This is a genomic window from Actinosynnema sp. NPDC037264 (assembly GCF_055603705.1).
The window spans coordinates 1-25,062 of record NZ_JBVJVK010000081.1 but is presented as its reverse complement, the minus strand read 5'-3'; the positions used below and the strand labels follow the sequence as shown (position 1 = coordinate 25,062).

Genomic DNA, 25,062 nt, shown 5'->3' with positions numbered 1-25,062 from the left:
GTGGCAGGCGCCTTCAGGGCCGGCCGCCGATTCGGGTGGTCAGCTCGTCCGCTGCCCGCCGGGCCTCGGTGGCCAGTTCAGGCCACGTCTCGCCGCACTCCGCCTCGCACACGTGCCGGAAGGTCACGGTGATCGCGGCGATCGGCCGTTGACCGTGGTCGAAGACCGGTGCGGCCACGGAAGCGAAACCGGCGGTCACGTAGCCGTCCTCCACGGCCCACCCGCGTCGCCGTTCGACGGCCAGCAACCTCCGCAACGCGGGCAGGTTCTGCGGCCCCCGGCCGGTCCGATCGACGAAGGGGCCCGGGAAGAGGGCCCTGACCTGCGCGGCGGGCAGTCGGCCCAGCATCGCCCGGCCCGACGCGGTCAGGTGTGCGGGTAGCCGCACGCCCACGTCCGACACGATCGTGGTCGGGTGGCGGGGTTGCTCGCGCACCAGGTACAACGCCTCCGCGCCGTGCAGCACGCCCAAGTGCGCGGTCCGGCCGACGGTGTCGACCAGGCGCCGGAGCAGGGGCCGGGCCAAGCGCTCCAGCGGATCGTGCCGGAGGTAGGCCGACCCGAGCTCGAACGCCGCCACGCCCAGCCCGTAGCGTCGCTCCTCGGGGAAGTGGGTCGCGAACCCGGCCGCGGTCAGCTCCGCCAGCAGGTGGTAGGTCGTGGACCTGGGCAGACCCAGCTCCCGGGCCATCGCGACCGCCGACAGCGGACCGGGCCTGCTCGCCAGCAGGCGCAGCACGGCGAGCCCTCGGCGCAACGCCGGCACGTCGCTGCTGCCTCCCACGGAACTCATTCTCAACAAATCCCGGTCGGGGCGCATTGGAGGGGTATGAGCACCGGCTTCGAGGAGTTCGCCGCCGCACAGGTGACCCCGCTGCTGCGCTACGCCACCGTGCTGACGGGGGATCCGCACCTGGCCCAGGACGTGGTCCAGGAGGTCCTGATCCGGGCACAGCAGAAGTGGTCGCGCATCGGCTCGGTCGAGGTGCCGGCCGCGTACCTCAAGCGGATGGTGACCAACGAGTACCTCGGTTGGCGCCGCCGCCTCAAGGCGCACCTGCCCCTCACGGGGGTGGACCCGCCCCAGCCCGACCCCACCGACCACTACGACGAGCGGGAGGCGATGCTCCAGCGCATCGACCGGCTCCCGCGCAAGCAGAAGGCCGCCGTCGTCCTCCGCTACTACGAGGGCTGCGACGACGCCGAGATCGCCGCCGTCCTGGGCTGCGCCCAGGTCACGGTCCGCAGTCACATCTCCCGCGCGCTGGCTGTGCTGCGCGCCGACGAACGCGTGAGGCAGTCGCTGTGAACGACACCACCGAAACCCTGATCACCGACGCCCTGCACCACCGGGCCGAGCGCACGCCGCCGCCCGGAGCGGTGCTCGCCGCCCTGCACCGGCCCCGCCGGACGCGCAAGCCGCTGCTGCTGGTGCTCGCCGCCGCCGGCACGACGGCCGCCGCGGCCGCGTTGGTGGTGACCACCGTGAACGCGCCGGTCGTGGGCCAGGCCCCGCCCGCCCGGCAGCTCACCACCACGGCCGCGCCCACCCCGGTCGCCGACGTGCCCACCCGGGCCCTCGAGTACCGGCCCGGGGCGATGCTCGACGGCTACACCGAGCGGGAGCGCACGATCGCCGGCTGGGGCACTTCCCGCATCTATGCGCCCGGCTCGACGAACCCCGGCTCGCCGCTGGTCCGCTTCTCCGTCTTCACCGCCATCACGGACGACATGGCACCGAAGGTCGCGAACGCGCCGGTCGGCGACCGCACGGCGGTCGGCGGCGCCACCGCAGCCTGGTTCGGCGAGAGCCTGTACTGGAACGCCGCCCCCGACCGCGTCCTCAGCGTCAGCCTGGAGAACGTGACCGGCGTGGACGTCCGGGCGCAGGTGCGGCGGATCGCCGACTCCGTCACGGCGGACCCCACGTCGATGCGCGTCCCGTTCTCGCTCGACGGGCACTCGTACGTCGTGGTGAACGGTCCGAGCGCGACCGACTGGGCGATCGCCGGCACGAGCCACCTCGATTACGTCCGGTACGACGTGGAGCTGCTGCGGACCGCCGAGGCGCCGGCCGGCTCCACCCCCACCACCGTGGACGGCAAGCCCGCGCACTACTCCGCCGACGGGTTCGGCCTGCTCGCCGTCCAGCTCGCGCCGAACTTCCAGGTGCGCGTGACGCCGAGCGAGTTCAAGGTTCCCGGCGGCAAGCCCGTGCCGTCCGGTGCGGAGACCGAGCACGCCCCGGTCGACGTGCTGGCGCGCGTGGCGGCGGCGCTGGCGGTGGACACCAACCCGGACGCGGCCTGGATCGGCACCCGCTAGAGGTCCGGCAACCGGCACGCGTCCTGCCGAGGGTGGGCGCTCGACCCCAGAGCGCCCACTCCACTCCCGAGGCCCACCCCGCTTCAGCCGCCGAACTCGATCGTCCCGTCACGCCGCCCGCGCCGGACTATCCGGTTGAAGCTCACCGCCGCCACGGCGATCCACGCCGCGCCGACGCACATCTCCAACCCGAGCTGCACGAGCACGGTCGACGCGGGCCCCTCCGCCACGAACGCCCGGATCGCGGCCAGCCCGTGCGTCATCGGCAGCACGGACGTGACCGCCCGCAGCCAGTCCGGCCAGAACGACGTCGGCACGTTCACCCCGCAGAACGTCATCAGCACCAGGTAGCTGAAGTTCAGCGCCAACCACCGCGCCGACGGGAACCCGAGCACGAACGACGCCACGCACGTCCCGTAGCAGTAGCACGACAAGCCGACCACGAAGATCATCAGCGGGATCAGGCCCGCCTTCGGCCACGGCAGGTCCACCCCGAACAACGGCGGCAGCACCAGGAACGCCGTGGTCGACGCCGCCACCCCCGACCCGAGGTTCACCAACCCCCGCCCCAGGTACACGGTGAGGTGGGTGGACGGCGCGGCGACCATCAGCGCCAGCGTGCCGGACTGCCGCTCGCCGACGGCCAGCAGGATGACCACGGTCGCGTCGATGGCCATGATCGCGACCACGTTGCCGATGAGCAGGTAGTCGACCTGCTGCTGCGACCCGAGCATCCGCCCGATCAGCGCGTAGAAGCACGCCTGGATCAGCAGCCGGGACAGCCACATGAACGTCCACGTCTTCCACGTCTGGAACGCCGAGAACATCGTCCACGAGGCGATCAGCCCGTGCTTGAGCACCCGGAGCTGGTCACGCATACGTCACCACCCCCAGCTCGCGCGCCCGGCGCAGGGTCGCCGCCAGCAGCACCCGCCCGCCGACCAGCGCCGCGACGCCGAGCCCGGTGATCGCCAACAACCGCCAGCCGGCGCCCGTGACGGGCCCGGCGGCCATGGCGTCCCGCATCAGGTCCGCCGACCACGACAGGAAGATCACGTGGGAGAGCGGTTGCAGGAACTCCGGCAGGTAGTGCACCGGGACCATCACGCCGGACAGCAGGTAGATCGGGAAGCTGAGGAAGTTCAGGTAGTTGTTGCTGTTCTTGGTCAGCAGCATGGACGCCGCCAGCAGCAGGCTGGTGCCGACCATCGCGAACACCGACGCCGCCATGGCCGCCCAGAACACCCACGGGTGGTGCACCGCCGGCGTCACGCCGAACAGGAGCTTGCCCAGCAGCCACGTCTCGCCGAGCGGGACGACGCCCAGCACCATCACCGCCGAGATCCGACCCAGGTAGACGGAGTGCACGGCGCCGGGCGCGGCCATGCCCAGCTCCAGCGTCCTGGTCCAGCGCTCGCCGACGAGCACGACCGTCGCCAGTCCCGTGGCGAAGCCCCACAACCCCATCAGGGTGGGCGCGAGGAACGCGTTGGCGACCAGGTCGGGCCGGACCGCGTGCATCACGACCGACAGCATCATCACCACGGTGAACGGGATCGTGCACAGCGTCAGCAGTTCGTCGGGCTGCCTGCGGATCAGCCAGAACTGCGTGCGCACCCCGGACAGGAACAGGCGCACCGCTCAGACCTCCATGCCGCGACGGCCGATGAGGTCCAGGTAGACGTCCTCCAGCCGGGGCGGCACGGCGTGCACCGAGCGCACACCGCGGTCCAGCAGGAAGTCCAGCACCGCGCGCGCCGCCCGGTCGTCGGTCGTCTTGACGCGCAGCACGCCGTTGCGGGTCTCGGTGTCCACCACGCCGGGGATGCCGGTGACGTCCAGCGACGTCTCCGCCTCGACCCAGCGGTGCAGGCCGGACATCGCGGCCAGGCCGCGCGGCGACTCGGTGGCCGGCACGCGCCCCTTGTCGATCAGCGTGACGCGGTCGCAGACCTCTTCGGCCTCGTCCATGTCGTGGGTCGTGATGAGGATGGTGCGGCCTTCGTCGCGCAGCTCGCCGATGAGCGTGCGGAAGGCGCGCGCGGCCACCGGGTCCATGCCCGTGGTCGGCTCGTCGAACAGGATCAGCTTCGGGTCGCCGATCAGGCCGCGGGCCAGGTGCACGCGCTGCTTCATGCCCCGCGAGAACGTCTCCACGAGGTCGTCGGCCTTGTCCGCGAGACCCAGGCGCGCCAGCAGCTCGTCGGTGCGGACCTTCGCCCGTGCGTCCGGCAGCTTGTAGAGCGCGGCCCAGTAGCGCAGGGTCTGCCGCGCGGTCAGCTTCCCGTACAGGCCGCGTTCGCCGCCGAACACGATGCCGATCAGGTGCCTGATCTCGGCCGCGCCGGTCACGACGTCGTGGCCGAGCACCTCGGCGCTGCCGGAGGTCGGCAGCAGGATCGTGGACAGGATCTTGCACAGCGTGGTCTTGCCCGCCCCGTTCGGGCCGAGCAGGCCGTGGACCTCGTTCGTGGGCACGTCCAGCGTGAGCCCGGCGAGCGCGGTCACCTCCTCGCCCTTGGGCCGCCAGCCCTTGCCCTTGCGGAACGTCCTGGTCAGGTCCTGCACGCGGACACTCACGGTCACCCCCATGGTGGTTTTCCGAAGCTACCGGTGGGGAGGGACGCGTGAGGAGTGATTTCGGTTGGCCGAGTCGTCTCGGATACCAGACACGATCGGCGGATGTCGGGTCGTGCGGATCGGGCCGGCGGGTTGAGATGGGCACATGCAGCAACCCGTGCAGCTGGGTCCGAAACCGCTGACCCGCGACGACGTCCACGCCGTCGCCCGGGGCGACGCGCCCGTGGAGATCACGGAGGCGGCCCGCGAGGCGGTCACCACCGCCCGGGCGCACATCGAACGCCTGGCCACGGCCGAGCAGCCGACCTACGGCGTGTCCACGGGCTTCGGCGCGCTGGCGGTCCGGCACATCCCGCCGGACCGCCGTGCCGCCCTCCAGCAGTCCCTGGTCCGCTCGCACGCGGCCGGCGCGGGTCCCGAGGTCGAGCGCGAGGTCGTGCGCGCCCTCGTCCTGCTCCGACTCAAGACCCTGGCGAGCGGTCACACCGGCGTCCGGCTGGAGACCGCCGAGGCGATGGCCGCGATGCTCAACGCCGGCATCACCCCGGTCGTGCACGAGTTCGGCTCGCTCGGCTGCTCGGGCGACCTCGCGCCGCTGTCCGCCGCCGCCCTCGCGCTCACCGGCGAGGGCGACGTCCGCGACGCCGACGGCGACCTGGTCCCCGCCGCGCAGGCCCTCGCGAAGGCCGGCATCCGGCCCGTCCGCCTGGCCGAGAAGGAGGGCCTGGCGCTGATCAACGGCACGGACGGCATGCTCGGCATGCTGGTCCTGGCGGTCCGGGACCTGAACTACCTGCTCGACGTCGCCGACCTGACCGCCGCGATGAGCGTGGAGGCCCTCCTCGGCACGGACCGCGTGTTCGCCGCCGACCTCCAGGCCCTGCGCCCGCACCCCGGTCAGGGCCGCTCCGCGCGGCGCATGGCGGAGATCCTGCGCGACTCCGAGATCATGGACAGCCACCGCGGCCCGGACTGCACGCGCGTGCAGGACGCCTACTCGCTGCGCTGCTCACCCCAGGTGCACGGCGCGGCGCGGGACACCGTGGCCTACGCCGAGACCGTCGCCGACCGCGAGCTGGCCTCGTCCATCGACAACCCGGTGGTGCTGGCCGACGGCCGGGTCGAGTCCAACGGCAACTTCCACGGCGCGCCGATCGCCTACGTGCTGGATTTCCTCGCCATCCCCACCGCGGACGTGGCGAGCATCGCCGAGCGCCGCACCGACCGGATGCTGGACGTGAACCGGTCGCACGGCCTGCCGCCGTTCCTGGCGCACGACCCGGGCGTCGACTCCGGCCACATGATCGCCCAGTACACGCAGGCCGCGATCGTCAGCGAGCTCAAGCGCCTGGCCGTGCCCGCGTCCGTCGACTCGATCCCGAGCAGCGCGATGCAGGAGGACCACGTCTCCATGGGCTGGTCCGCCGCGCGCAAGCTCCGCCAGGCCGTCGACGGCCTGCGCCGGGTCCTCGCGATCGAGTTCCTGACCGCCGCCCGCGCGCTGGACCTGCGCAAACCGCTCAACCCCGCACCCGCCACCGCGGCGGCCGTCGCGAAGCTCCGCGAGCACGTCGAGGGCCCCGGCCCGGACCGCCACCTCGCGCCCGAGATCGCCGCCGCCGAAGACCTGATCCGGAAGGGAGCCCTGTGATGGTGCGCGCCGCCCGAGGGACCGAACTGACCGCGCGGAGCTGGCCGACCGAGGCCGCGCTGCGGATGTTCCACAACAACCTCGACCCGGACGTGGCCGAGCGCCCCGAGGACCTGGTCGTCTACGGCGGCACGGGCAAGGCCGCGCGCGACTGGCCGAGCTTCCACGCCATCAGCCGCGAGCTGGCCCGGTTGGAGGGCGACGAGACGCTGCTCGTGCAGTCCGGCCGCCCGGTCGGCGTCATGCGGACGCACGAGTGGGCGCCGCGCGTGCTCATCGCGAACTCCAACCTCGTGCCGGACTGGGCGAACTGGCCCGAGTTCCGCCGGCTGGAAGCCGAGGGCCTGACCATGTACGGCCAGATGACGGCCGGTTCGTGGATCTACATCGGCACCCAGGGCATCCTCCAGGGCACGTTCGAGACGTTCGCCGCCGTGGCCACCAAGCGGTTCAACGGCACCCTGCGCGGCACGCTCACCGTCACGGCGGGCCTCGGCGGCATGGGCGGCGCGCAACCGCTTGCGGTCACCATGAACGAGGGCGTGGCCCTGTGCGTCGAGGTCGACCCGCAGCGCGCCCGCCGCCGCGTGGAGACCCGCTACCTGGACGAGATCGCCGACGACCTCGACGACGCGATCGCCCGCGTGCTGGCCGCGAAGTCCGAGGGCCGGGCGCTGTCGGTCGGCCTGATCGGCAACGCCGCCGAGGTGCTGCCGGAGCTGCTGCGCCGCGACGTGCCGGTGGACGTCGTCACCGACCAGACCTCCGCGCACGACCCGCTGGCGTACTGCCCGAAGGGCGTCGCGGTCGAGGACTGGCCCGACTACGCGGCCAAGAAGCCCGACGAGTTCACCGACCGGGCGCGGGAGTCGATGGCCGACCACGTCGAGGCCATGGTGGGCTTCCTGGACCGCGGCGCCGAGGTGTTCGACTACGGCAACTCCATCCGCGGCGAGGCCAAGCTGGGCGGCTACGAGCGGGCGTTCGACTTCCCCGGCTTCGTGCCCGCCTACATCCGGCCGCTGTTCTGCGAGGGCAAGGGCCCGTTCCGCTGGGCCGCGCTGTCCGGCGACCCGGCCGACATCGCCAAGACCGACCGGGCGATCCTGGAGCTGTTCCCCGAGAACGAGCAGCTCGCGCGGTGGATCAGGATGGCGGGCGAGCGGGTCGAGTTCCAGGGCCTGCCCGCGCGGATCTGCTGGCTCGGGTACGGCGAGCGGCACCTCGCGGGCCTGAAGTTCAACGAGATGGTGGCCTCGGGCGAGCTGTCCGCGCCGATCGTGATCGGCCGCGACCACCTCGACTGCGGCTCGGTCGCGTCGCCGTACCGGGAGACCGAGGCGATGGCCGACGGCTCGGACGCGATCGCCGACTGGCCGCTGCTGAACGCCCTGGTCAACACCGCCTCCGGCGCGACCTGGGTGTCGCTGCACCACGGCGGCGGCGTCGGCATCGGCCGGTCCATCCACGCCGGTCAGGTGACGGTCGCGGACGGCACGCCGCTGGCGGCGCAGAAGATCGAGCGGGTGCTGACCAACGACCCGGCCATGGGCGTGATCCGGCACGTGGACGCCGGGTACCAGAGGGCCGTCGACGTCGCTGCGTCGAAGGACGTCCACATCCCGATGAGCGCCGATTCTCAATGAAGTTGTCAAGATGATCACGTCAGGCGGCGGTGGTGTGTGGTGGCGTCGACTCGAAGCAACGCTGGTCGCGCAGCAGTGCCCACACGACGTCGACCCGGCGGCGTGCGAGAGCGAGGACGGCCTGGACGTGGCGTTTGCCTTCGGATCTCTTGCGGTCGTAGAACATTCGCGATGGTTGGTGGCAGCGGATGCTGATCAGCGCGGAGGTGTGGAGGGCTCGTTGCAGGCCGCGGTGGTAGCGGCGGGGGCGGTGCAGGTTGCCGCTGATCCGGCCGGAGTCGCGGGGCGCGGGGGCCGGGCCGGCGTAGCCGGCGAGGTGGTCGGCGGAGGCGAACACGGTCATGTCGCCGCCGGTGGCGGCGAGGAACTCGGCTGCGAGCAGCACGCCGATGCCGGGCATGCTCGGCAAGGCGGTGGCGTGTCGGTGGCGGCGAAACCGGCCCTCGATGAGCTTGTCGGTCTGCTTGAGTTGCTCATCGAGGGAGATCACTCCCTTCGCCATGTCGGCGACGAGCTGCGCGGCCAACTGCTCGCCGGGCAGCGTGGTCTGCTGGGACTCGGCCGCTGCCATGACCGCGGCGGCCAGGGCGGCGGCGCTGCGGACCTTCTGCGACCGCGGCCATTGTTCGAGCCCGGCCGCGCCGAGTCGGCGGATGGCCGCCGGGGTCTGGACATGGGTGAGCAGGACCGGCGGCCCGCGGTTGGTCAGGTCCGACACGCGTTCCAGGGCCGGGCTGATGCCCGGCAGTTGGTCGTGCAGCCGGTTGACCAGGCGGACCCGGTCGCCGGCGAGATCACGGCGGCGGGCGACCAGCATCCGCAACTCCACGATCAGTTCGTCGTCCACGCGCGGCGGGGCCAGGTCCCGGCGCATTCGGGCCTGGTCGGCGATGATCGCGGCGTCTCTCGCGTCGGTCTTGCCCTCGCCCCGGTGGCCGCCGGCCGCGCGGTTGACCTGGTTGCCGGACAGGTAGAACACCTGCCGGCCGTGCGCGACCGGCAGCGCCGGCAGCAACGCGGCTGCACCGGTGCTCACGTCGACGGCCCGGCACACTTCGTCGGCCAACGCTGTGACCTGGCCGATCAGCTCCAGCAGCGCCGTCTCGTCGTTGACCACCCGCCGCGACAGCATCCGGGCGCCGTCGGTGTCGATCACCACCACATGGTGGTGTTCCTTGCCGATGTCCACCCCGGCCCACGCACGTTCCACTCACGGCTCCCTGTCCGCACCGACATGTTGTCCCACAGACGACCTCGCCGGCCTATCCCTGCACAGCGATCGGGTCGCAATTCTCAATCAGCGGCCGAGTCGTCCAGGGGGTGCCGGGCGGCCAATCGACGCAAGCCACACCCACGGCAGATGACTGAAAGCCACACCCGACACCCCTGGGCCTCCGGACCCTACGACTGGCCCGAACCGACCCAGGAAAGAAGGTAGGGATGACTGACCTCGCGGACATCGCCGACGTCGGGCGCGACCCGAAGCGCGGCGGCTACTCGCGGCACGGCTTCGACCGGGTCGAGCTGGAGCTGCGCGCCTGGTTCGTGGAGGAGGCCGAACGGCGGGGGCTGGACGTCCGGCCCGACCGCAACGGCAACCTCTGGGCGTGGTGGGGCGCACCGGGGCCGGACGCGGTGATCACCGGCAGCCACCTCGACTCGGTGCCCGGCGGCGGCGCGTTCGACGGGCCGCTGGGCGTGGTGTCGGCGTTGCAGGCGTTCGACCTGCTGCGCGCTCGCGGGTTCGCGCCCTCGAAGCCGCTGGCGATCGTCGTGTTCGTGGAGGAGGAGGGCGGGCGGTTCGGCGTCGCGTGCCTCGGGTCGCGGCTGATGACCGGCGCGATCACGGCCGAGGCGGCGGCCAGGCTGGTGGACGCGGACGGCATCACGTTCGGCGAGGCCGCGCACGCCGCCGGGTTCGACCCGTTGCGGATGGGTCGGGACGAGCGCGCGCTGTCCTCCGTCGGCGCGTTCGTCGAGCTGCACGTGGAGCAGGGGCGCGGGCTGGACGTGCCGGTGGGGCTGGCGAGCTCGATCCTGGCGCACGGTCGGTGGCGTTACACGTTCAGCGGTGAGGGCAACCACGCCGGCGCGACGCTGATCGAGGACCGGCGCGACCCGATGCTGCCCGCCGCGCGGATGGTGCTGGCCGCCCGCCGCGCGGCGACCTCAGGTGCGCGGGCCACGGTCGGCCGGCTCGTGCCGAACCCCGGCGGCACCAACGTGATCGCGTCGTCGGTGGACGTGTGGTTGGACGCGCGGGCCGACGACGAGCCGCGCACCCGCGAGGTCGTCTCGGAGATCACGTCGGCGGCCCGTGAGGCGGCCGAGTCGGAGGGCTGCGAGGTGCGCGTGACCGAGGAGAGCTGGGGCGGGACGGTGCACTTCGACCCCGGCCTGATGGCGCGGGTCCGGGACGCGCTCGGCGGTGGCACGCCCGCGTTGCCGACCGGCGCCGGGCACGACGCGGGGATCCTCGCGTCGCACGTGCCGACCGCCATGCTGTTCGTGCGCAACCCGACCGGGATCAGCCACGCGCCGGAGGAGTTCGCCGAGGCGGACGACTGCGCGGCGGGCGTGGTGGCGCTGGCGACGACGTTGGAGCACCTGGCGCGATGAAGAGCTTCTGGTGCGAGCGGGTGTGGCTGCCGGACGGCATCGCGGCGCGCGTGCTGGTGCGCGTGGACCACGGGGTCATCGCCTCGGTGTCCACAGTGGACACCATTCCGCTCGGCGTGGAACGGCTCTACGGGCTGGTGTTCCCGGGTTTCGCCAACGCGCACTCGCACGCGTTCCACCGGGCGTTGCGGGGGCGCACGAACGCCGACGGCGGCACGTTCTGGACGTGGCGCGACCGGATGTACGCGGTGGCGGAGCGGTTGACGCCCGACTCGTACCTGGAGCTGGCCACGGCGGTGTACGCGGAGATGGCCGTGGCCGGGGTGACGGCGGTGGGCGAGTTCCACTACCTGCACAACGGCGGCAACGAGATGGCGGAGGCGTTGCGCCAGGCGGCGCGTGACGCCGGGATCAGGCTCACCCTGCTGGACGCCTGCTACCTGGCGGGCGGGATCGGGCAGCCCGTGCGCGGGGTGCAGGAGCGGTTCTCCGACGGGACCGGTGACCGGTGGCTGGACCGGGTCGCCGAGCTGCGCGGTGACGCGAACACCAGGATCGGCGCCGCGATCCACTCGGTCCGCGCGGTGCCGCGTGACACGTTGTCGCTGGTGGCGGGCGCGTTCCCCGACCGGCCGCTGCACGTGCACCTGTCGGAGCAGCCGGCCGAGAACGAGGCGTGCCTGGCGGCGTACGGGCTCACCCCGACCGAGCTGCTGGCCGAGGCCGGCGCGCTCACGCCGCGCACGACGGCCGTGCACGGGACGCACCTGTCCACTAAGGACATCGGCTTGCTCGGCTCGACGCGCACCGGCGTGTGCTTCTGCCCGACGACGGAAGCTGATCTGGCGGACGGCATCGGCCCGGCGCGCGAGCTGGTCGAGGCGGGGTCGCCGTTGTCGTTGGGCAGCGACCAGCACGCGGTGATCGACCCGTTGTTGGAGGTGCGCGCCCTGGAGCACAACGAACGCCTGCGCACGGGCGAACGCGGCCGTTTCGCACCGGCGGACCTCGTTGCGGCACTGACGAACCACGCGTCCATCGGCTGGCCGGAAGCCGGTCGGGTGGAGGTCGGCGCCCCAGCGGACCTCGTGGCCATTCGGGTGAACTCGGTCCGCACCGCCGGCACCGACCCCGAGCAAATCCTCCTGGCCGCCACCGCTTCGGACGTCGCTGTCGTAGTAGTAGGGGGGAAGGTCGTAGCCCGCGATGGCGTGCACGAGCAGCTGGGTGACGTGTCCAGGCTCCTGGTCGAGGCGATCGACTGATCGAGTGATGGGAATCCCAAGGGTGTCGGTCCCGTTCACCATCATCAGGTTCGCTCCACATCGAAGATCCGGAACAGGTTCGGCGGGCTAGGATGCTGATCGACCACCTGCTCGAGCGGGCGCTCGGTCCGGAGGATTCGATCGCCCTGATCGAGCGGATCGTTGCCGGGCGCGAATGAGAGGCGGTCTTCTTGTCCACTGTGGACCCCACTGGTCTGGTGTGGCGGAAGAGCAGTTACCGCGGTGACGGCAACAACGACAACTTCGGCCTGGCAGCGGTTTCTGCGTCGGTGATGGAGGGGTGGTGGGACGCGCCTTGGTACCGCGTGCGGTGCGAGCGGTTCGAGCCGGCGTTCCTGCCCGGTGCCGGTGAGGACCTGGACGCGGTCGACAACGTCGACGTGTTCGTGCACCTGCCCGACGGCTCGCGGTGGAGCGGGACGGTGTTCACGTTGGCCCAGGTCGAGGCGTTGATGGCGAAGTGGGCGGAGAGCGGGGAGGCGTTGGGCGGTCGGTACTTCTCGGTGTCGGACGGGCTCATCGTCCGGGACGCCGGGGTGATGGACATGGCGCACGTCATCGGCGGTCTGATCGAGGACGGCGAGTTCCCGCAGATCTTCCGACGGTTGGACGACGAATGAGCACCCTCATCACCGGCATCGGTGAGTTGACCACGAACGACCCCGAGCTGGGGCGCCTCACCGACGCCGCCCTCGTCTTCACCGACCGCGTGGAGTGGGTCGGACCCTCCTCCTCCGCGCCGGCCGCCGACACGCGCGTGGACGTCGAAGGGCGAGCGGTCCTGCCCGGTTGGGTGGACAGCCACACGCACCTGGTGTTCGCGGGGGACCGGACGGCCGAGTTCGAAGCCCGCATGGCCGGTCAGGCGTACGCGGCGGGCGGCATCGCGGTCACGGTCGGCGCCACGCGGGCGGCGTCGGACGAGGAGTTGGCGGCGAACCTGCGGCGCCTGGTCGCCGAGGCCGTCGCCCAGGGGACGACGACGATCGAGACCAAGACCGGCTACGGGCTGACCGTCGAGGACGAGGTGCGGTCGGCGCGGATCGCGGCGAGCGTGGCCGACGAGGTCACCTTCCTGGGCGCGCACCTCGTGCCACCGGGTGCGGACGCGGACGAGTACGTGGCGTTGGTGATCGGCGAGATGCTGGACGCCGTCGCGCCGCACGTGCGGTGGGCGGACGTGTTCTGCGAGCAGGGCGCGTTCGACGCCGACCAGTCGCGGGCCGTGCTCGAAGCCGCGAAGGCCAAAGGGCTGGGCTTGCGCGTGCACGGCAACCAGCTGGGCGAAGGGCCGGGAGTCCGGCTGGCCGTGGAGCTGGGCGCGGCGAGCGTCGACCACTGCACGTACCTGTCCGACGCCGACGTGGACGCGTTGGCGGGCTCGTCCACCGTCGCCACCCTGCTCCCGGCGTGCGACCTGTCGACCCGCCAGGCGCTGCCACCCGCCCGGACGCTGCTGGACGCGGGCGCGACGGTGGCCCTCGCCAGCAACTGCAACCCCGGCAGCTCCTACACGACCTCGATGGCCTACTGCATCACGACGGCAGTCCTCCAGATGCGCATGACCGTCGAGGAGGCCGTCACCGCCGCGACCCTCAACGGCGCGAAAGCCCTCCGGCGCACCGACGTCGGGCACCTGTCACCGGGCGCCCGCGCCGACGTCCACGTCCTCGACGCCCCCTCCACCACCCACCTGGCGTACCGGCCGGGCGTCCCGCTCACGCACGCGGTGTGGCGAGCAGGCGTTCGACAGCGCTGAGGGCGGCCGACGTGCTGTCGGGCCCGGCGGCCAGCAGCGGCAGGCGGACGTCCGGGGTCGGGATGCGGCCCTGCGCGTGCAGCACGGCCTTGATCACGGTCGGGTTCGGCTCGGCGAACAGCGCGGCCGACAGGCGGCCCAGCCGGCCGCCCAGAGCGCGCGCCTCGGCGACGTCACCGGCGTGCCACGCGTCGATCAGTCGGACGAACTCGCTGGTGGCGACGTGCGCCGAAGCCAGGATGCCGCCGTGCGCGCCGAGCGCCAGCAGCGGCGAGATGAACGTGTCGTCACCGCCGAGCACGGCCAGGTCCGGCACGTCGGCGAACAGCTCCACCGTGTCGGCGTTGATCCCGCCTGCCGCGTACTTCAGGCCCACCACGCCGGGCACGTCCCCGAGCCGCCGCAACGCGCCCGCGGACAGGTACTGGCCCGTCCGGTACGGGATGTCGTAGACGACCAGCGGCACCGGGCTGTCGGCGGCCAGCCGGGTCAGGTGCGCGAGCGCGCCCTCCTCGCCCGGCCGGACGAACGACGGCACCGCGGTCAGCGACGCCACCACCTCCGGGTGGTCGGCCAACGCCTGGAGGGCCTGCGGGGTGTTCGCGCCGACCACCAGCGGCGCGTGGCGCTCACGGCAGACCCGGGTCACCACGCCGAGCACGGCCTGCTGCTCGACCGGCGTGAGCGACGAGGGCTCGGCCGTCGTGCCCAACGCCACCAGGCCACGCGCGCCGTCGTCCAACGCCTGGTGGGCGAGGGACTCCAGGGCGTCGAGGGCCACCGCCCCCGACCGGTCGAACGGCGTGATCAGCGGTACGTGCAGGCCGGTGAGCGTCATACCGCCACGGTGCCCGCCCGGACCGTGAAGCACCAGTTCGCGTTCCTCATGGCAACCGTAAGCTGAACTGATGCTCGACGTCCGCCGCCTGCGGCTCCTGCGCGACCTGGCCCGCCTCGGCACGATCGCCGCCGTCGCCCAGGCGCACGCCTACACGCCGTCCGCCGTGTCCCAGCAGCTCGCCGCCCTGCAACGCGAGGCGGGCGTGCCGCTGCTGGAGCACACCGGTCGCAGCGTCAGCCTCACGCCCGCCGCCACCGCGCTCGTCGGGCACGCCGAGACGGTCCTGGCCGCCCTGGAAGCCGCGACCGCCACGCTGGCCGCCGCCCGCACGGGCCTGTCCGGCACCGTGCGGATCGGCGCGTTCCCCAGCGCCGTGCCGACCCTGCTGCCGGCCGCGCTGGTCGCGCTGGGCCGCGACCACCCGGCGCTCGACCTCATGGTCACCGAGCTTGATCCGGTCGACATGCCGGACGCGTTGCGCGACGGGCGGCTGGACGTGGCGCTGTGGCACGACTACGACATCGCGCCGGTCGAGCCCGACCCCGGCGTGGACTCGGTGCGGCTGCTGGACGAGAAGGTGTTCCTCGCCGTGCCCACCGAAGACAGGCCCACCGAAGGGCCGGAGGGGACGATCGCGAGCACGCGGGACGCGGCGTGGATCGTCGGCACCCCCGGCACGCTCTGCCACACCGTGGCGATGCGGGTCTGCCAGGCCGCCGGGTTCACCGCCAGGGTGCGTCACCACGCGGACGACTTCACCGCCGTGCTCGCGCTCGTCGCCGCCGGTCAAGGCGTCGCGCTCGTGCCCGAACTCGGCGCGACGCGCCCGCCCGCCGACGTCCGGCTGGTCCCGCTGGACGTCCACCGCCGCACCCGCATCGCCTACCGCCGCGGCGCGGGCGGTCACCCCGTGGTCGCGGCGTGCGTGGCCGCGCTGGAGTCCTCGACCCGCGCCTACCTGGCTCCTCCCTCTTGAGAGTGAGGCCGAAGACCGCTCGCACGAGCGATCAGTTCCGGTCGCGCGATCCGCGGGATTCACCGCATGACCACGATCAAACGCCCAGAGTTCGTCGCCGCACCGCTGCTCGTCCTGACCCACGGCGTCTTCTGGGCGGCCTACGAGTTCGGCCTCGCGGTGCCGGGCGCGCGCTGAGGCGGGCGTGACCGGGGGCTCGTCGCGGTGACGAGCCCCCGGTCACGTCACGGGTTGACGATCGTGACCTCGCGGTCGTCCGAGACCTGGCCGTTGAACGGACCCGACAGGATGGCCGAGGCGAAGGCCGTGCCCGCGCGGAACGGGAACTCCGAGGCGTGCACCGAGACGGTGACGGTCTGCGTGCCGCCGGTGCAGAACGGCTGCGCGTAGCCCGAGCCGCTCGCGACGGCGGGACCGACGCGCTGGGTGAGCCGGACGTTGACGTAGGCGTAGCCCGGCGGCGGGCAGACGATCTGCACGTCGACCTGGACCGCCGCGCCGCGCGCCAGTCTCTCCGCCTGCGTCTGGACCTGGATCGCGGGCTGCGACGGCGACTGGGCGCCCACGTCGGCGCTGGAGGGCAGGACGGACGCGAAGATCGCGCCCGCGACGACGGCCAGCACGGCCGCGGCCTTGGCCGGGCGCAGGTTGCGGATGGATGGGACCTTCATCGGTTCTCCTCTGTGGTGGGTGCGACCAGCGCGGCTGCGCGGGCAGCGGGTTCGGGTTCGGCTTCGGGGGAGGCCAGGCCGGCGAGCAGCCCGGCGGTCAGCACGATCACGGGCAGGTGCCACAGGAAGTCGAAACCGCTGTGCACCAGCAGCACGACGAGCCCGGCGGCGGCGCCCGCCCACGTCGACCCGGCGCGCCCGCGCCACACCGCGACGGCCAGCGCGGCCAGGACCAGCAGCACCAGGCCGAGCCCGATCGCGCCGAGCTCGACCAGGACCTGGAGGTACTCGTCGTGGACGTACCGCATCACCCGGGACTCGCCGCGGGGCCCGGTGAACGCGAACCACCCGTTGCCGGGTCCGACGCCCGTCCAGGGCCGTGCGGCGACGAGGTCCAGCGCCGCGCCCGTCGCGCCGGCCCGGTCCGGCGAGCTGGTCGAGATCCGGCCCGTGAGCAGCTTGCCCAGGTCGTACGCGAGGAGCGCCCCGAGCCCGGCCGCGACGAGCCCGGCCACCACGCCGACCGACCGGACCACCGGCTTCACCCGGTTCAGGCCCAGGGTGACGGCGAGGCCGGCGACGAGGCCGGCGACCGCGAGCGGGAGGTTGGCCGGTTCGGCGACCGGGAACGACGGCGCCAGCGCGCCCAGGGCGATCAGCGCGCCGAGGACGGGCGGACCGGCGTGCCGCAGGGTGGTGCGGACGCCGTTGAAGACGGCCAACGCCACCAACCCGGCCAGCAGCGCCAGCAGGCCGGCGCGGCTGAGCGTCGCGCCGACGCCGACGACCAGCGCGTACACCGCGCCGGCGTGCGGCAACGAGTCCGGGTGGGCGGTGTTGAGGGCCAGGGCCAGGACGGTGAGCGCGGCGAGCAGCGCGGCGGCGGCGTTGGGGTAGGTGAGGGTGGAGGCGGCGCGGGCCAGGCCGTCGGCCACCGCCGACCACGACGGCACCCGCCAGGCGACGGCCACCCAGCCGGTCAGCGCGACCAGCGCGCCCACCCCGACCAGCACCGACGCGCACAGCTCCCGTTGCCTGGCGTCGGCGCCCCGGACCACGACCACCGCCGCGGCCAGGCAGCCGACGGCCGCGACCGCGGGCAGGGACCGGACGACCTCGCCGTTCAGGGCCGCGCGCAGGACGGCCCACGCCGCGAGCCCCGCGCACGCCATCGGGACCAGCCCGAACGCCGGGCGGTCGCGCAGGGCCAGGACCAGCGCGAACGCGACGAGCGCGCCGGTGAAGAGCCGACCGGGCAGGTAGTAGCCGCCCTGGGCGACGACGGCGGCGGCGATCGCGGCGAGCACGAGCAGCACGGCGTGCGGAAGGGCGACCCCGTCCCGTGCCCGGACGTGGTCGTGCGCGACTCCCCCCATGCAGGCCTCCCCCAGCCCCCATGCCCGCCCGAGGCGGGGTAGGCGCGGATCTTAACCTCGGGATCCGTTGCGGCGGAGCGGTTTCGCCGGAACGCGGTCGTGTCGGTCGGGTGGTCCCGGCGATCGACTTGAGGCAGGCTGGCCGCATGGAGTACACCCAGCTCGGCCGTTCCGGCCTGTCCGTGTCCCGCTTGTGCCTCGGCACGATGAACTTCGGTCCGGAGACGTCCGAGCCCGACAGTCACACGATCATGGACCGGGCCCACGAGCACGGCATCAACTTCTTCGACACCGCCGACGTCTACGGGTGGCAGCGGGGCGAGGGCGTCACCGAGAAGATCATCGGCCGGTGGTTCGCGCAGGGCGGCGGGCGTCGGGAGAAGACCGTGCTCGCCACCAAGCTGTACGGCGACATGGGGGACTGGCCGAACGAGAAGCGGCTGTCCGCGCTGCACATCCGGCGAGCCGCGGACGCGTCGCTGCGGCGGTTGCAGACCGACTACATCGACCTGCTCCAGATGCACCACGTGGACCGGGCCACGCCGTGGGACGAGATCTGGGAGGCCTTCTCCGTGCTGCGGCAGCAGGGGAAGGTGATCTACTTCGGGTCGTCCAACTTCGCCGGGTGGCACATCGCGCAGGCTCAGCAGGCGGCGCGGGAACGCCACTTCCTCGGGTTGGTCAGCGAACAGTCGATCTACAACCTGGTCAACCGGTTCGTCGAGCTGGAGGTGCTGCCGGCGGCGCGCCACTACGGCGTCGGCGTGATCCCGTGGTCGCCGCTGGGCGGTGGCCTGCTCGGTGGCGTGCTGCGCAAGCAGCGCGAGGGCGGCGGCTCCCGCGGCAACACCGGCCGCAGCCAGGAAGGCCTGGAGAAGCACCGTGACGCCATCGAGGCCTACGAGAAGCTGTCCGCGGACCTCGGCGAGGACCCGGCGCACGTCGGCGTGGCGTGGCTCCTGCACCAGGAAGGCGTGACGTCGCCGATCATCGGTCCCCGCACCCTGGAGCAGCTGGACGGCTCACTGCGGTCCACCGAGATCAAGCTCGACGACGAGGTCCTGGCCAAGCTGGACGACCTCTTCCCGCCCCCGGGCCCGAACGGCGCCAAGCCGGCACCCGAGGCCTACGCCTGGTGACGCCGGCCGGTCGTCGCCCGATCGGGCGACGGGACGCCGGCACACGTCTCGGCATGGTTTGACCAGGAAAGACGGTTTGGTGAGCCGGGATCCGCCGGCTCGCCAAACCTCTCACCGCCGAGTAACATCGATGTCGGAGCTTGGCACCGCGGGTGCTCAGGCGAGTCGCAAGGCCAGGTGCACCTGGGGCAGACCGGGACCCTGGCCTTACGCATGTCCGCAGGCTGCCCGACTTACCAGGTCAGCACTCGGTCATGACGGTCACGTCGTACAGGCGCTCCGCGAGTATGTCCTGATAGGTGCTGTCTCCCATCAGCTGACTTCGTACCGCACCCGGCGATGATGTCTGCAGCCCAGAACAACGGCTCCTTGGCACCTATCTGGTGCTCCACCCTGAACTGCGTTCCCTTGGGCAGCTCGTAGCGGGCACCGCGCACCGTGGCGACATCGCGCCTGTCAAGTTCGTTCGTCCGGGACTCGATCAGCAGCTCGCCGACTCCGTAGGCGTGCAGTTCGTGCACCAGTAGCCGCAGACAAGCCGCCCGTGCCCGTTCCTGCCGCCTGATGGGAAGCGGAGCGCCGATGGCGACGAGGTGCAAGCCTTCGACGTCTGCCAGTCGCTGCGCCGCTGTTCGCTTTTGGTGCTTGTCCATCTCGTTCCAATGCAGCTTCGCCGTGCTGCGGTCGCCTCGCAGACCCAACAGCACTTCACGTGCTTCCAGGTGCTGGTCCGGCTCGAACACCGCTGACGCCAGCACGTAGAACCCCACGTTGTCCGCACACGCTTCGAGGTAGGACTCGTCGGTGAACGCGCGGCGGGGAGTCGGGTCGCTGATGGTCAGGCCTCTCGGAGGAATGCGTGACCTACATCATCCACCAGGCCTCCGACAACCCGTCACCTCGTCGACGTCTACGCGCACCTACCGCCTTCCGGCCGGGGCCGTCGTCAGTCCTCGAAGTCCTCGTCGTCCCGCGCCAGGTAGGTGGCCAGGCGTTCCACGGCCGTCTCGAAGTCCGGGTTCGCGTCGACGAACGCCCGGAGCTTGTCGGCCAGCCACGCGAACGTGACCTCCTCCTCACCCCGCCGGGACTCCAGCTCCTCGATGCCGCGATCGGTGAAGTACACGGTCTTCCTCCGCCAACGGGCCGAGCCGTCGACACCCGGAGGTCTCGACGGCTCGGCTCAACCCATCAGGTCCTACTCGAACGCCTTCGCGATCAGCTCGCGCTGCTCGACCTCGTGCACCTTGGACGAACCCGCCGACGGCGCGGCCATCGGACGGCGCGACACGCGCTTCACCGCGAACCGCGACGGCAGCAGCTCGGGCAGCGCCAGCCCGAAGAACGGCCACGCGCCCTGGTTCGCGGGCTCCTCCTGGACCCAGCGCACCTCGGTGGCGTTCGGGTAGCGGTCCAGGGCGGCGGTCAGCTTGCGCGCCGGCACCGGGTACAGCTGCTCGACGCGCACCACGGCGACGTCCTTGACGCCCCGCTTCTCCTGCTCGGCCAGCAGCTCGTAGTAGATCTTGCCGCTGCACAGCAGGACCTTGCGCACCGCGCTCGGGTCGACGCCGGTCGGGTCGTCGATCACCGACTGGAACTTCTCGTCGACGAACGCCTCGACCGGGCTGACCGCGGCCTTCAGGCGCAGCATCGACTTCGGCGTGAACACCACCAGCGGCCGGTTCACGCCGTCCAGCGCGTGCCGCCGCAGCAGGTGGAAGTAGTTCGCCGGCGTCGACGGCACCGCGATCGTCATCGAGCCCTCCGCGCACAGCTGGAGGAACCGCTCGATCCGGCCGGACGTGTGGTCCGGGCCCTGGCCCTCGTGACCGTGCGGCAGCAGCAGCACGACGTCGGACACCTGGCCCCACTTCGCCTCACCGGACGAGATGAACTCGTCGATGATCGGCTGCGCGCCGTTGACGAAGTCGCCGAACTGCGCCTCCCACAGCACCAGAGCGTCGGGGTTGGCCACGGAGTAGCCGTACTCGAAGCCCAGCGCCGCGAACTCCGACAGCACCGAGTCGTACACCATGAACTTGCCCTGGGTCTCGGCCAGGTTCTGCAGCGGCGTGTACTCCTCGGACCGCTTGCGGTCCACCAGCGTGGCGTGCCGCTGCACGAACGTGCCGCGCCGCGAGTCCTGCCCGGCCAGCCGGACCGTGCGGCCCTCCAGCACCAGCGACCCGAACGCCAGCAGCTCGGCGAACGCCCAGTCGATGCCGCCCTCGCGGGCCATCTTGGCGCGCCGCTCCAGCACCGGCTTGACCCGCGGGTGCGGGGTGAAGCCCTCGGGCAGGTTCACGTGCGCGTCGGCGATCTTCTCGATGATCGACCGGTCGACGCCGGTGGGCAGCTTGGTCGGGACCTGCTGCTCCTCCTCGATCGACGGCGAGGTCTTGATCGGGTGCTTCTCCAGCTCCCGGACCTCGTTGAACACGTGCTCCAGCTGCGAGGAGAAGTCCTGCAACGCCTTCTCGGCCTCTTCGACCGAGATGTCGCCGCGACCGATCAGGGACTCGGTGTAGGTCTTGCGCACCGAGCGCTTGGTGTCGATCACGTCGTACATCGCCGGCTGCGTCATCGAGGGGTCGTCGCCCTCGTTGTGGCCGCGGCGGCGGTAGCAGACCATGTCGATCACGACGTCCTTGTTGAACGCCTGCCGGTAGTCCACCGCCAGCTTGGCGACCCAGTAGCACGCCTCGGGGTCGTCGCCGTTGACGTGGAACACCGGCGCGCCGATCATCTTCGCCACGTCGGTCGAGTACTTCGACGAGCGCGAGTGCTCGGGCGCGGTGGTGAAGCCGACCTGGTTGTTCACGACCACGTGCACCGTGCCGCCGGTGCGGTAACCGCGCACCAGCGCCAGGTTCAGCGTCTCGGCGACCACGCCCTGGCCCGCGAACGCGGCGTCGCCGTGCAGCGCGACCGGCAGCACGGTGAAGCCCTCGCCGCCCTTGTCGAGCATGTCCTGCTTGGCCCGGACGATGCCCTCCAGCACCGGGTCGACGGCTTCGAGGTGCGACGGGTTCGCGGTCAGCGACACCTTCGTCTCGCCGTCGCCGAACATCCGGAAGTACTTGCCCTCGGCGCCCAGGTGGTACTTGACGTCACCGGAGCCGTGCGCCTGACCGGGGTCGAGGTTGCCCTCGAACTCGCGGAAGATCTGCGAGATCGGCTTGCCGACGATGTTCGCCAGCACGTTCAGCCGGCCGCGGTGCGGCATGCCGATGACGACCTCGTCGATCTCGTGCTCGGCGGCCTTGTCCAGCACCGCGTCGAGCAGCGGGATGACGGTCTCGCCGCCCTCGAGCGAGAACCGCTTCTGGCCGACGTACTTGGTCTGCAGGAAGGTCTCGAACGCCTCGGCGGCGTTGAGCTTCGAGAGGATGTACTTCTGCACGGTGGCCGGCGGCTTCTCGTGCGGCACCTCGACGCGCTCCTGGATCCAGAGGCGCTCCTCCGGGTCGAGGATGTGCATGTACTCGACGCCGACCGTGCGGCAGTACGAGTTGCGCAGCACGCCGAGGATGTCGCGCAGCCTCATCCGCTCCTGGCCCGCGAACCCGCCGACCGGGAACTCCCGGTCCAGGTCCCACAGGGTCAGGCCGTGCGACAGGACGTCGAGGTCCTGGTGGCTGCGCTGGCGGTAGTTCAGCGGGTCCGTGTCGGCCATCAGGTGGCCGCGGGTGCGGAACGCGTCGATCAGCTCGATCACCCGGGCGGTCTTGTCGACCGCGCCCTCGGGGATGTCGGCGACCCAGCGGATCGGCTCGTACGGCAGCCGCAGCGACGTGAAGACGTCGTCGTAGAAGCCGTCCTCGCCCAGCAGGAGCTGGTGGATGCGGCGCAGGAACTCGCCCGACTCCGCGCCCTGGATGACGCGGTGGTCGTAGGTGGAGGTCAGCGTGATGACCTTGCTGACGCCCATGTCGGTCAGGGCCTGCTCGCTGGTGCCCTGGAAGTGCGCCGGGTACTCCATCGCGCCGACGCCGATGATCGTGCCCTGGCCCGCCTGCAGGCGCGGCACCGAGTGGTTGGTGCCGATGGTGCCGGGGTTGGTCAGCGAGATGGTGGTGCCGGAGAAGTCCTCGGTGGTCAGCGAGCCCGTCCGCGCCTTGCGGATCAGGTCCTCGTAGGCCTGCCAGAACTGCGTGAACGTCATGTTCTCGCAGCCCTTGATCGAGGCCACGACCAGCGTGCGGGCGCCGTCCTTGCCGGGCAGGTCGATCGCCAGGCCGAAGTTCACGTGCTCCGGCGTGATCACGAACGGCTTGCCGTCGACCTCGCCGAAGTGCCGGTTCATGTTCGGGTACGCCTTGAGCGCCCGCACCACCGCGTACCCGATGAGGTGGGTGAAGGAGACCTTCCCACCGCGGGTGCGCTTGAGGTGGTTGTTGATCACGATGCGGTTGTCGGCCAGCAGCTTGGCGGGCACGGCGCGCACGCTCGTCGCGGTCGGAACGGTGAGCGAGAGCTCCATGTTCTTCGCGATGGCGGCGGCGGCGCCGCGCAGCTGCTTCTGCTCCTCGCCCTTCGCCTGTTGCACCGGCGCGGCCTTGGCGGCCTGGGCGGGCGCGGGCTTGGCCGCGGGCTTCTGGGCCGGCTGGGCCGTCGTGGTCGGCTGGCTCTTCGGCGGCTGCTGCGGCTGCTTCGGAGTCGTCGGCGCGGCGGACGGCGCGGCCTGGGCCGGAGCGGTCCTGGTGGCGGTCGTGGTGCCGCTCTCCGCGGCCGTCGCCGCCCCGTTGCCCGACCGCTGCGTCGACTTGTAGTCGGCGAAGAAGTCGTGCCAGGCCGGGTCCACGGACGACGGATCGGCGAGGAACTGCTCGTACATCTCCTCGACCAGCCACTCATTGGGGCCGAACTGAGAAGCAGGACTGCTGCTGGACACGGCTGGCGCTCGCCTCTATCCATCTCGCTCTTGGTAATGACTCACTCATGGTCAGGCTAGTCCCCCGTCTGGTGCAGTTCACACACAGGAGGGGCAGCGCACCGAGTGTTCTCTCACAGAATCGGTCAGGTCATCGGTTCGTGTTATGGGTGCTTGAGCATCACTTGAGGTTAAGCCCGTCACACGTCCGGCGGTGCTTCGACTGGGAGTAGTTGTGCGCACGGCCGCGGTCGGTGCGGTGTGAGGTGTTCAGCCGGCTGAAGCGTGGCAGCCGGCTCGGCTCTGACCTGCGTCTTCAACCTTTTGGTTGACTTGGTTGGGTGGAGGTCGTATGGTTTGTTCAACCGAGAGGTTGAGTAAGGAGATGGCGGTGGACGACCAGTTGTCGCGGGTCTTCTCGGCCCTGGCCGACCCGATCCGGCGCGACATGGTGGCGCGGCTGGCCGTGGGCGACGCGACCGTGAACGAGTTGGCCGAGCCGTACTCCGTGACCGTGCAGGCCGTGTCGAAGCACCTCAAGGTCCTTGAGGACGCCGGGCTCGTCAGTCGCAGCAAGCAGGCGCAACGACGGCCCGTCCACCTCGAGGCGGAGGTGTTCGACCTGATGACGAAGTGGATCGAGCGCTACCGGCAGGAGGCCGAGCAGCGCTACCGGCGGCTGGACGCCGTGCTCGCCGAGATGGCGAGCGAGGACACCCGACAGACCCGAGTCGAAGGAGAAGCATCATGACCACGACCACGCACCCCGAGACCAGCATCAGCGCCGACCCGGCCGCGCCGGTCATCCACATCACCCGCGAGTTCAACGCCCCGGTGGACGCGGTGTTCCGCGCGCACGTCGACCCCGACCTCGTGGTGAAGTGGCAGGGCCCGCGCTACCTGGAGATGCGCGTGGAGCGGTGGGACGCGTCGACCGGCGGCGCCTACCGCTTCGTGCACAGCCACGGTGACGAGGAGTACCGGTTCTACGGTTCGTTCCACGAGGTCAGGCCCGGTGAGCGGATCGTGCAGACGTTCACGTTCGAGGGCTTTCCGGACGGCGTCTCGCTGGACACCCTGACGTTCGAGGACCTGGGCGACGGCCGGACCCGCCTGCACGGCGCCAGCGTGTTCGCGACGACGGAAGCCCGCGACATGATGCTGGCCAGCGGCATGGAGACCGGGGTGGTCGAGGGGTACGAGCGGCTGGACGAGATGCTCGCCGAGTCTTAATGACCCGTGTCAAGTGGCTGTGGGCGCTGGTGTGGCGGAACTTGTCGTTGTGAACGGCCGGTTGTCGCGCAACAGTGCCCACAG

General features: G+C 71.6%; 23 protein-coding genes and 1 pseudogene. 13 read left to right on the top strand and 11 right to left on the bottom strand.

Going from position 1 to position 25,062, the window contains the following annotated elements; all coding sequences use genetic code 11:
- Nucleotides 1-13 precede the first annotated feature (13 nt).
- Entirely contained in the window at nt 14-784 is a 771-nt protein-coding gene (locus tag ACZ7GX_RS41805) for an IclR family transcriptional regulator (protein WP_498785718.1), read from the bottom strand.
- 45 nt (nt 785-829) lie between these two features.
- Here ACZ7GX_RS41805 and ACZ7GX_RS41800 point away from each other — a divergent pair, with 45 nt between their 5' ends.
- Nucleotides 830-1,309: a SigE family RNA polymerase sigma factor gene (locus ACZ7GX_RS41800; protein ID WP_498785716.1), complete on the top strand. Its 480-nt coding sequence runs from the start codon at nt 830-832 to the stop codon at nt 1,307-1,309.
- Entirely contained in the window at nt 1,306-2,325 is a 1,020-nt protein-coding gene (locus ACZ7GX_RS41795; RefSeq protein ID WP_498785714.1) for a hypothetical protein, read from the top strand. Before ACZ7GX_RS41800 ends, ACZ7GX_RS41795 begins: the two co-directional genes overlap by 4 nt.
- An 83-nt stretch (nt 2,326-2,408) precedes the next feature.
- Here ACZ7GX_RS41795 and ACZ7GX_RS41790 read toward each other — a convergent pair whose 3' ends face one another.
- Genes ACZ7GX_RS41790 through ACZ7GX_RS41780 form a run of 3 tightly spaced genes read right to left on the bottom strand, consistent with a single transcriptional unit; the run spans nt 2,409 to nt 4,911 of the window.
- Nucleotides 2,409-3,203 (bottom strand): ABC transporter permease, encoded by a 795-nt coding sequence (locus ACZ7GX_RS41790; RefSeq protein ID WP_498785712.1) that lies wholly within the window; start codon nt 3,201-3,203, stop codon nt 2,409-2,411.
- The gene (locus tag ACZ7GX_RS41785) at nt 3,196-3,963 is read right to left on the bottom strand and encodes an ABC transporter permease (protein WP_498785710.1); all 768 of its coding nucleotides are present in this window, start codon (nt 3,961-3,963) and stop codon (nt 3,196-3,198) included. The genes ACZ7GX_RS41790 and ACZ7GX_RS41785 overlap by 8 nt, the downstream gene beginning before the upstream one ends.
- A 3-nt stretch (nt 3,964-3,966) precedes the next feature.
- Nucleotides 3,967-4,911 carry an ABC transporter ATP-binding protein gene (locus ACZ7GX_RS41780; protein WP_498785708.1) on the bottom strand — a complete coding sequence of 315 codons (945 nt, stop codon included), beginning with the start codon at nt 4,909-4,911 and terminating at the stop codon, nt 3,967-3,969.
- A gap of 139 nt (nt 4,912-5,050) precedes the next feature.
- Between ACZ7GX_RS41780 and hutH the strand changes: the two genes are divergently transcribed.
- On the top strand, nt 5,051-6,556 hold the full coding sequence (hutH, locus tag ACZ7GX_RS41775; protein WP_498785706.1) for a histidine ammonia-lyase: 1,506 nt from the start codon (nt 5,051-5,053) through the stop codon (nt 6,554-6,556).
- Entirely contained in the window at nt 6,556-8,202 is a 1,647-nt protein-coding gene (hutU, locus tag ACZ7GX_RS41770; protein ID WP_498785704.1) for a urocanate hydratase, read from the top strand. Before hutH ends, hutU begins: the two co-directional genes overlap by 1 nt.
- A 19-nt stretch (nt 8,203-8,221) precedes the next feature.
- Here the strand turns inward: hutU and ACZ7GX_RS41765 are convergent, their stop codons facing one another.
- Nucleotides 8,222-9,412 (bottom strand): IS110 family RNA-guided transposase, encoded by a 1,191-nt coding sequence (locus ACZ7GX_RS41765; RefSeq protein WP_498785702.1) that lies wholly within the window; start codon nt 9,410-9,412, stop codon nt 8,222-8,224.
- Between the two features lie 230 nt (nt 9,413-9,642).
- Here ACZ7GX_RS41765 and ACZ7GX_RS41760 point away from each other — a divergent pair, with 230 nt between their 5' ends.
- The 5 genes and pseudogenes from ACZ7GX_RS41760 to hutI all read left to right on the top strand — a co-directional run bounded on the left by ACZ7GX_RS41760 (nt 9,643) and on the right by hutI (nt 13,866).
- Nucleotides 9,643-10,821, top strand: a complete 1,179-nt coding sequence (locus tag ACZ7GX_RS41760) for an allantoate amidohydrolase (RefSeq protein WP_498785700.1) — start codon at nt 9,643-9,645, stop codon at nt 10,819-10,821.
- Complete coding sequence (locus ACZ7GX_RS41755; RefSeq protein WP_498785698.1) at nt 10,818-12,086, top strand: formimidoylglutamate deiminase; 1,269 nt, start codon at nt 10,818-10,820, stop codon at nt 12,084-12,086. Before ACZ7GX_RS41760 ends, ACZ7GX_RS41755 begins: the two co-directional genes overlap by 4 nt.
- Nucleotides 12,087-12,142: 56 nt before the next feature.
- A pseudogene (locus tag ACZ7GX_RS41750) lies at nt 12,143-12,265 on the top strand (XRE family transcriptional regulator); the annotation flags it as partial.
- A 12-nt stretch (nt 12,266-12,277) separates the two neighbouring features.
- A complete protein-coding gene (locus ACZ7GX_RS41745; RefSeq protein WP_498785696.1) occupies nt 12,278-12,727 on the top strand; it encodes a hypothetical protein in 450 nt (149 codons plus the stop codon).
- Nucleotides 12,724-13,866 carry an imidazolonepropionase gene (gene hutI / locus ACZ7GX_RS41740; protein WP_498785693.1) on the top strand — a complete coding sequence of 381 codons (1,143 nt, stop codon included), beginning with the start codon at nt 12,724-12,726 and terminating at the stop codon, nt 13,864-13,866. The genes ACZ7GX_RS41745 and hutI overlap by 4 nt, the downstream gene beginning before the upstream one ends.
- Here the strand turns inward: hutI and ACZ7GX_RS41735 are convergent.
- The gene (locus ACZ7GX_RS41735; RefSeq protein ID WP_498785691.1) at nt 13,826-14,704 is read right to left on the bottom strand and encodes a dihydrodipicolinate synthase family protein; all 879 of its coding nucleotides are present in this window, start codon (nt 14,702-14,704) and stop codon (nt 13,826-13,828) included. The genes hutI and ACZ7GX_RS41735 overlap by 41 nt on opposite strands.
- A 70-nt stretch (nt 14,705-14,774) precedes the next feature.
- Between ACZ7GX_RS41735 and ACZ7GX_RS41730 the strand changes: the two genes are divergently transcribed.
- The gene (locus ACZ7GX_RS41730) at nt 14,775-15,683 is read left to right on the top strand and encodes a LysR family transcriptional regulator (RefSeq protein WP_498785689.1); all 909 of its coding nucleotides are present in this window, start codon (nt 14,775-14,777) and stop codon (nt 15,681-15,683) included.
- A 224-nt stretch (nt 15,684-15,907) separates the two neighbouring features.
- Here the strand turns inward: ACZ7GX_RS41730 and ACZ7GX_RS41725 are convergent, their stop codons facing one another.
- Both ACZ7GX_RS41725 and ACZ7GX_RS41720 read right to left on the bottom strand, forming a co-directional pair.
- Nucleotides 15,908-16,354 (bottom strand): hypothetical protein, encoded by a 447-nt coding sequence (locus tag ACZ7GX_RS41725; protein WP_498785686.1) that lies wholly within the window; start codon nt 16,352-16,354, stop codon nt 15,908-15,910.
- A complete protein-coding gene (locus tag ACZ7GX_RS41720; RefSeq protein ID WP_498785684.1) occupies nt 16,351-17,730 on the bottom strand; it encodes an O-antigen ligase family protein in 1,380 nt (459 codons plus the stop codon). Before ACZ7GX_RS41720 ends, ACZ7GX_RS41725 begins: the two co-directional genes overlap by 4 nt.
- Before the next feature lie 146 nt (nt 17,731-17,876).
- On the opposite strand from ACZ7GX_RS41720, the gene ACZ7GX_RS41715 reads away from it, so the two are divergent.
- Nucleotides 17,877-18,869, top strand: coding sequence for an aldo/keto reductase (locus ACZ7GX_RS41715; RefSeq protein WP_498785682.1), 993 nt, complete (start codon nt 17,877-17,879; stop codon nt 18,867-18,869).
- 233 nt (nt 18,870-19,102) lie between these two features.
- On the opposite strand, the gene ACZ7GX_RS41710 is transcribed toward ACZ7GX_RS41715, so the two are convergent.
- The 3 genes from ACZ7GX_RS41710 to ACZ7GX_RS41700 all read right to left on the bottom strand — a co-directional run bounded on the left by ACZ7GX_RS41710 (nt 19,103) and on the right by ACZ7GX_RS41700 (nt 23,766).
- Entirely contained in the window at nt 19,103-19,639 is a 537-nt protein-coding gene (locus ACZ7GX_RS41710; protein ID WP_498785680.1) for a hypothetical protein, read from the bottom strand.
- A gap of 176 nt (nt 19,640-19,815) precedes the next feature.
- Nucleotides 19,816-19,995, bottom strand: coding sequence for a DUF6104 family protein (locus tag ACZ7GX_RS41705; RefSeq protein ID WP_360788852.1), 180 nt, complete (start codon nt 19,993-19,995; stop codon nt 19,816-19,818).
- A gap of 72 nt (nt 19,996-20,067) precedes the next feature.
- Complete coding sequence (locus ACZ7GX_RS41700; protein ID WP_498785676.1) at nt 20,068-23,766, bottom strand: multifunctional oxoglutarate decarboxylase/oxoglutarate dehydrogenase thiamine pyrophosphate-binding subunit/dihydrolipoyllysine-residue succinyltransferase subunit; 3,699 nt, start codon at nt 23,764-23,766, stop codon at nt 20,068-20,070.
- A gap of 370 nt (nt 23,767-24,136) precedes the next feature.
- Here ACZ7GX_RS41700 and ACZ7GX_RS41695 point away from each other — a divergent pair, with 370 nt between their 5' ends.
- Nucleotides 24,137-24,496: an ArsR/SmtB family transcription factor gene (locus ACZ7GX_RS41695; RefSeq protein ID WP_498785674.1), complete on the top strand. Its 360-nt coding sequence runs from the start codon at nt 24,137-24,139 to the stop codon at nt 24,494-24,496.
- A complete protein-coding gene (locus ACZ7GX_RS41690) occupies nt 24,493-24,978 on the top strand; it encodes an SRPBCC family protein (protein ID WP_498785672.1) in 486 nt (161 codons plus the stop codon). The genes ACZ7GX_RS41695 and ACZ7GX_RS41690 overlap by 4 nt, the downstream gene beginning before the upstream one ends.
- Nucleotides 24,979-25,062: the final 84 nt, after the last annotated feature.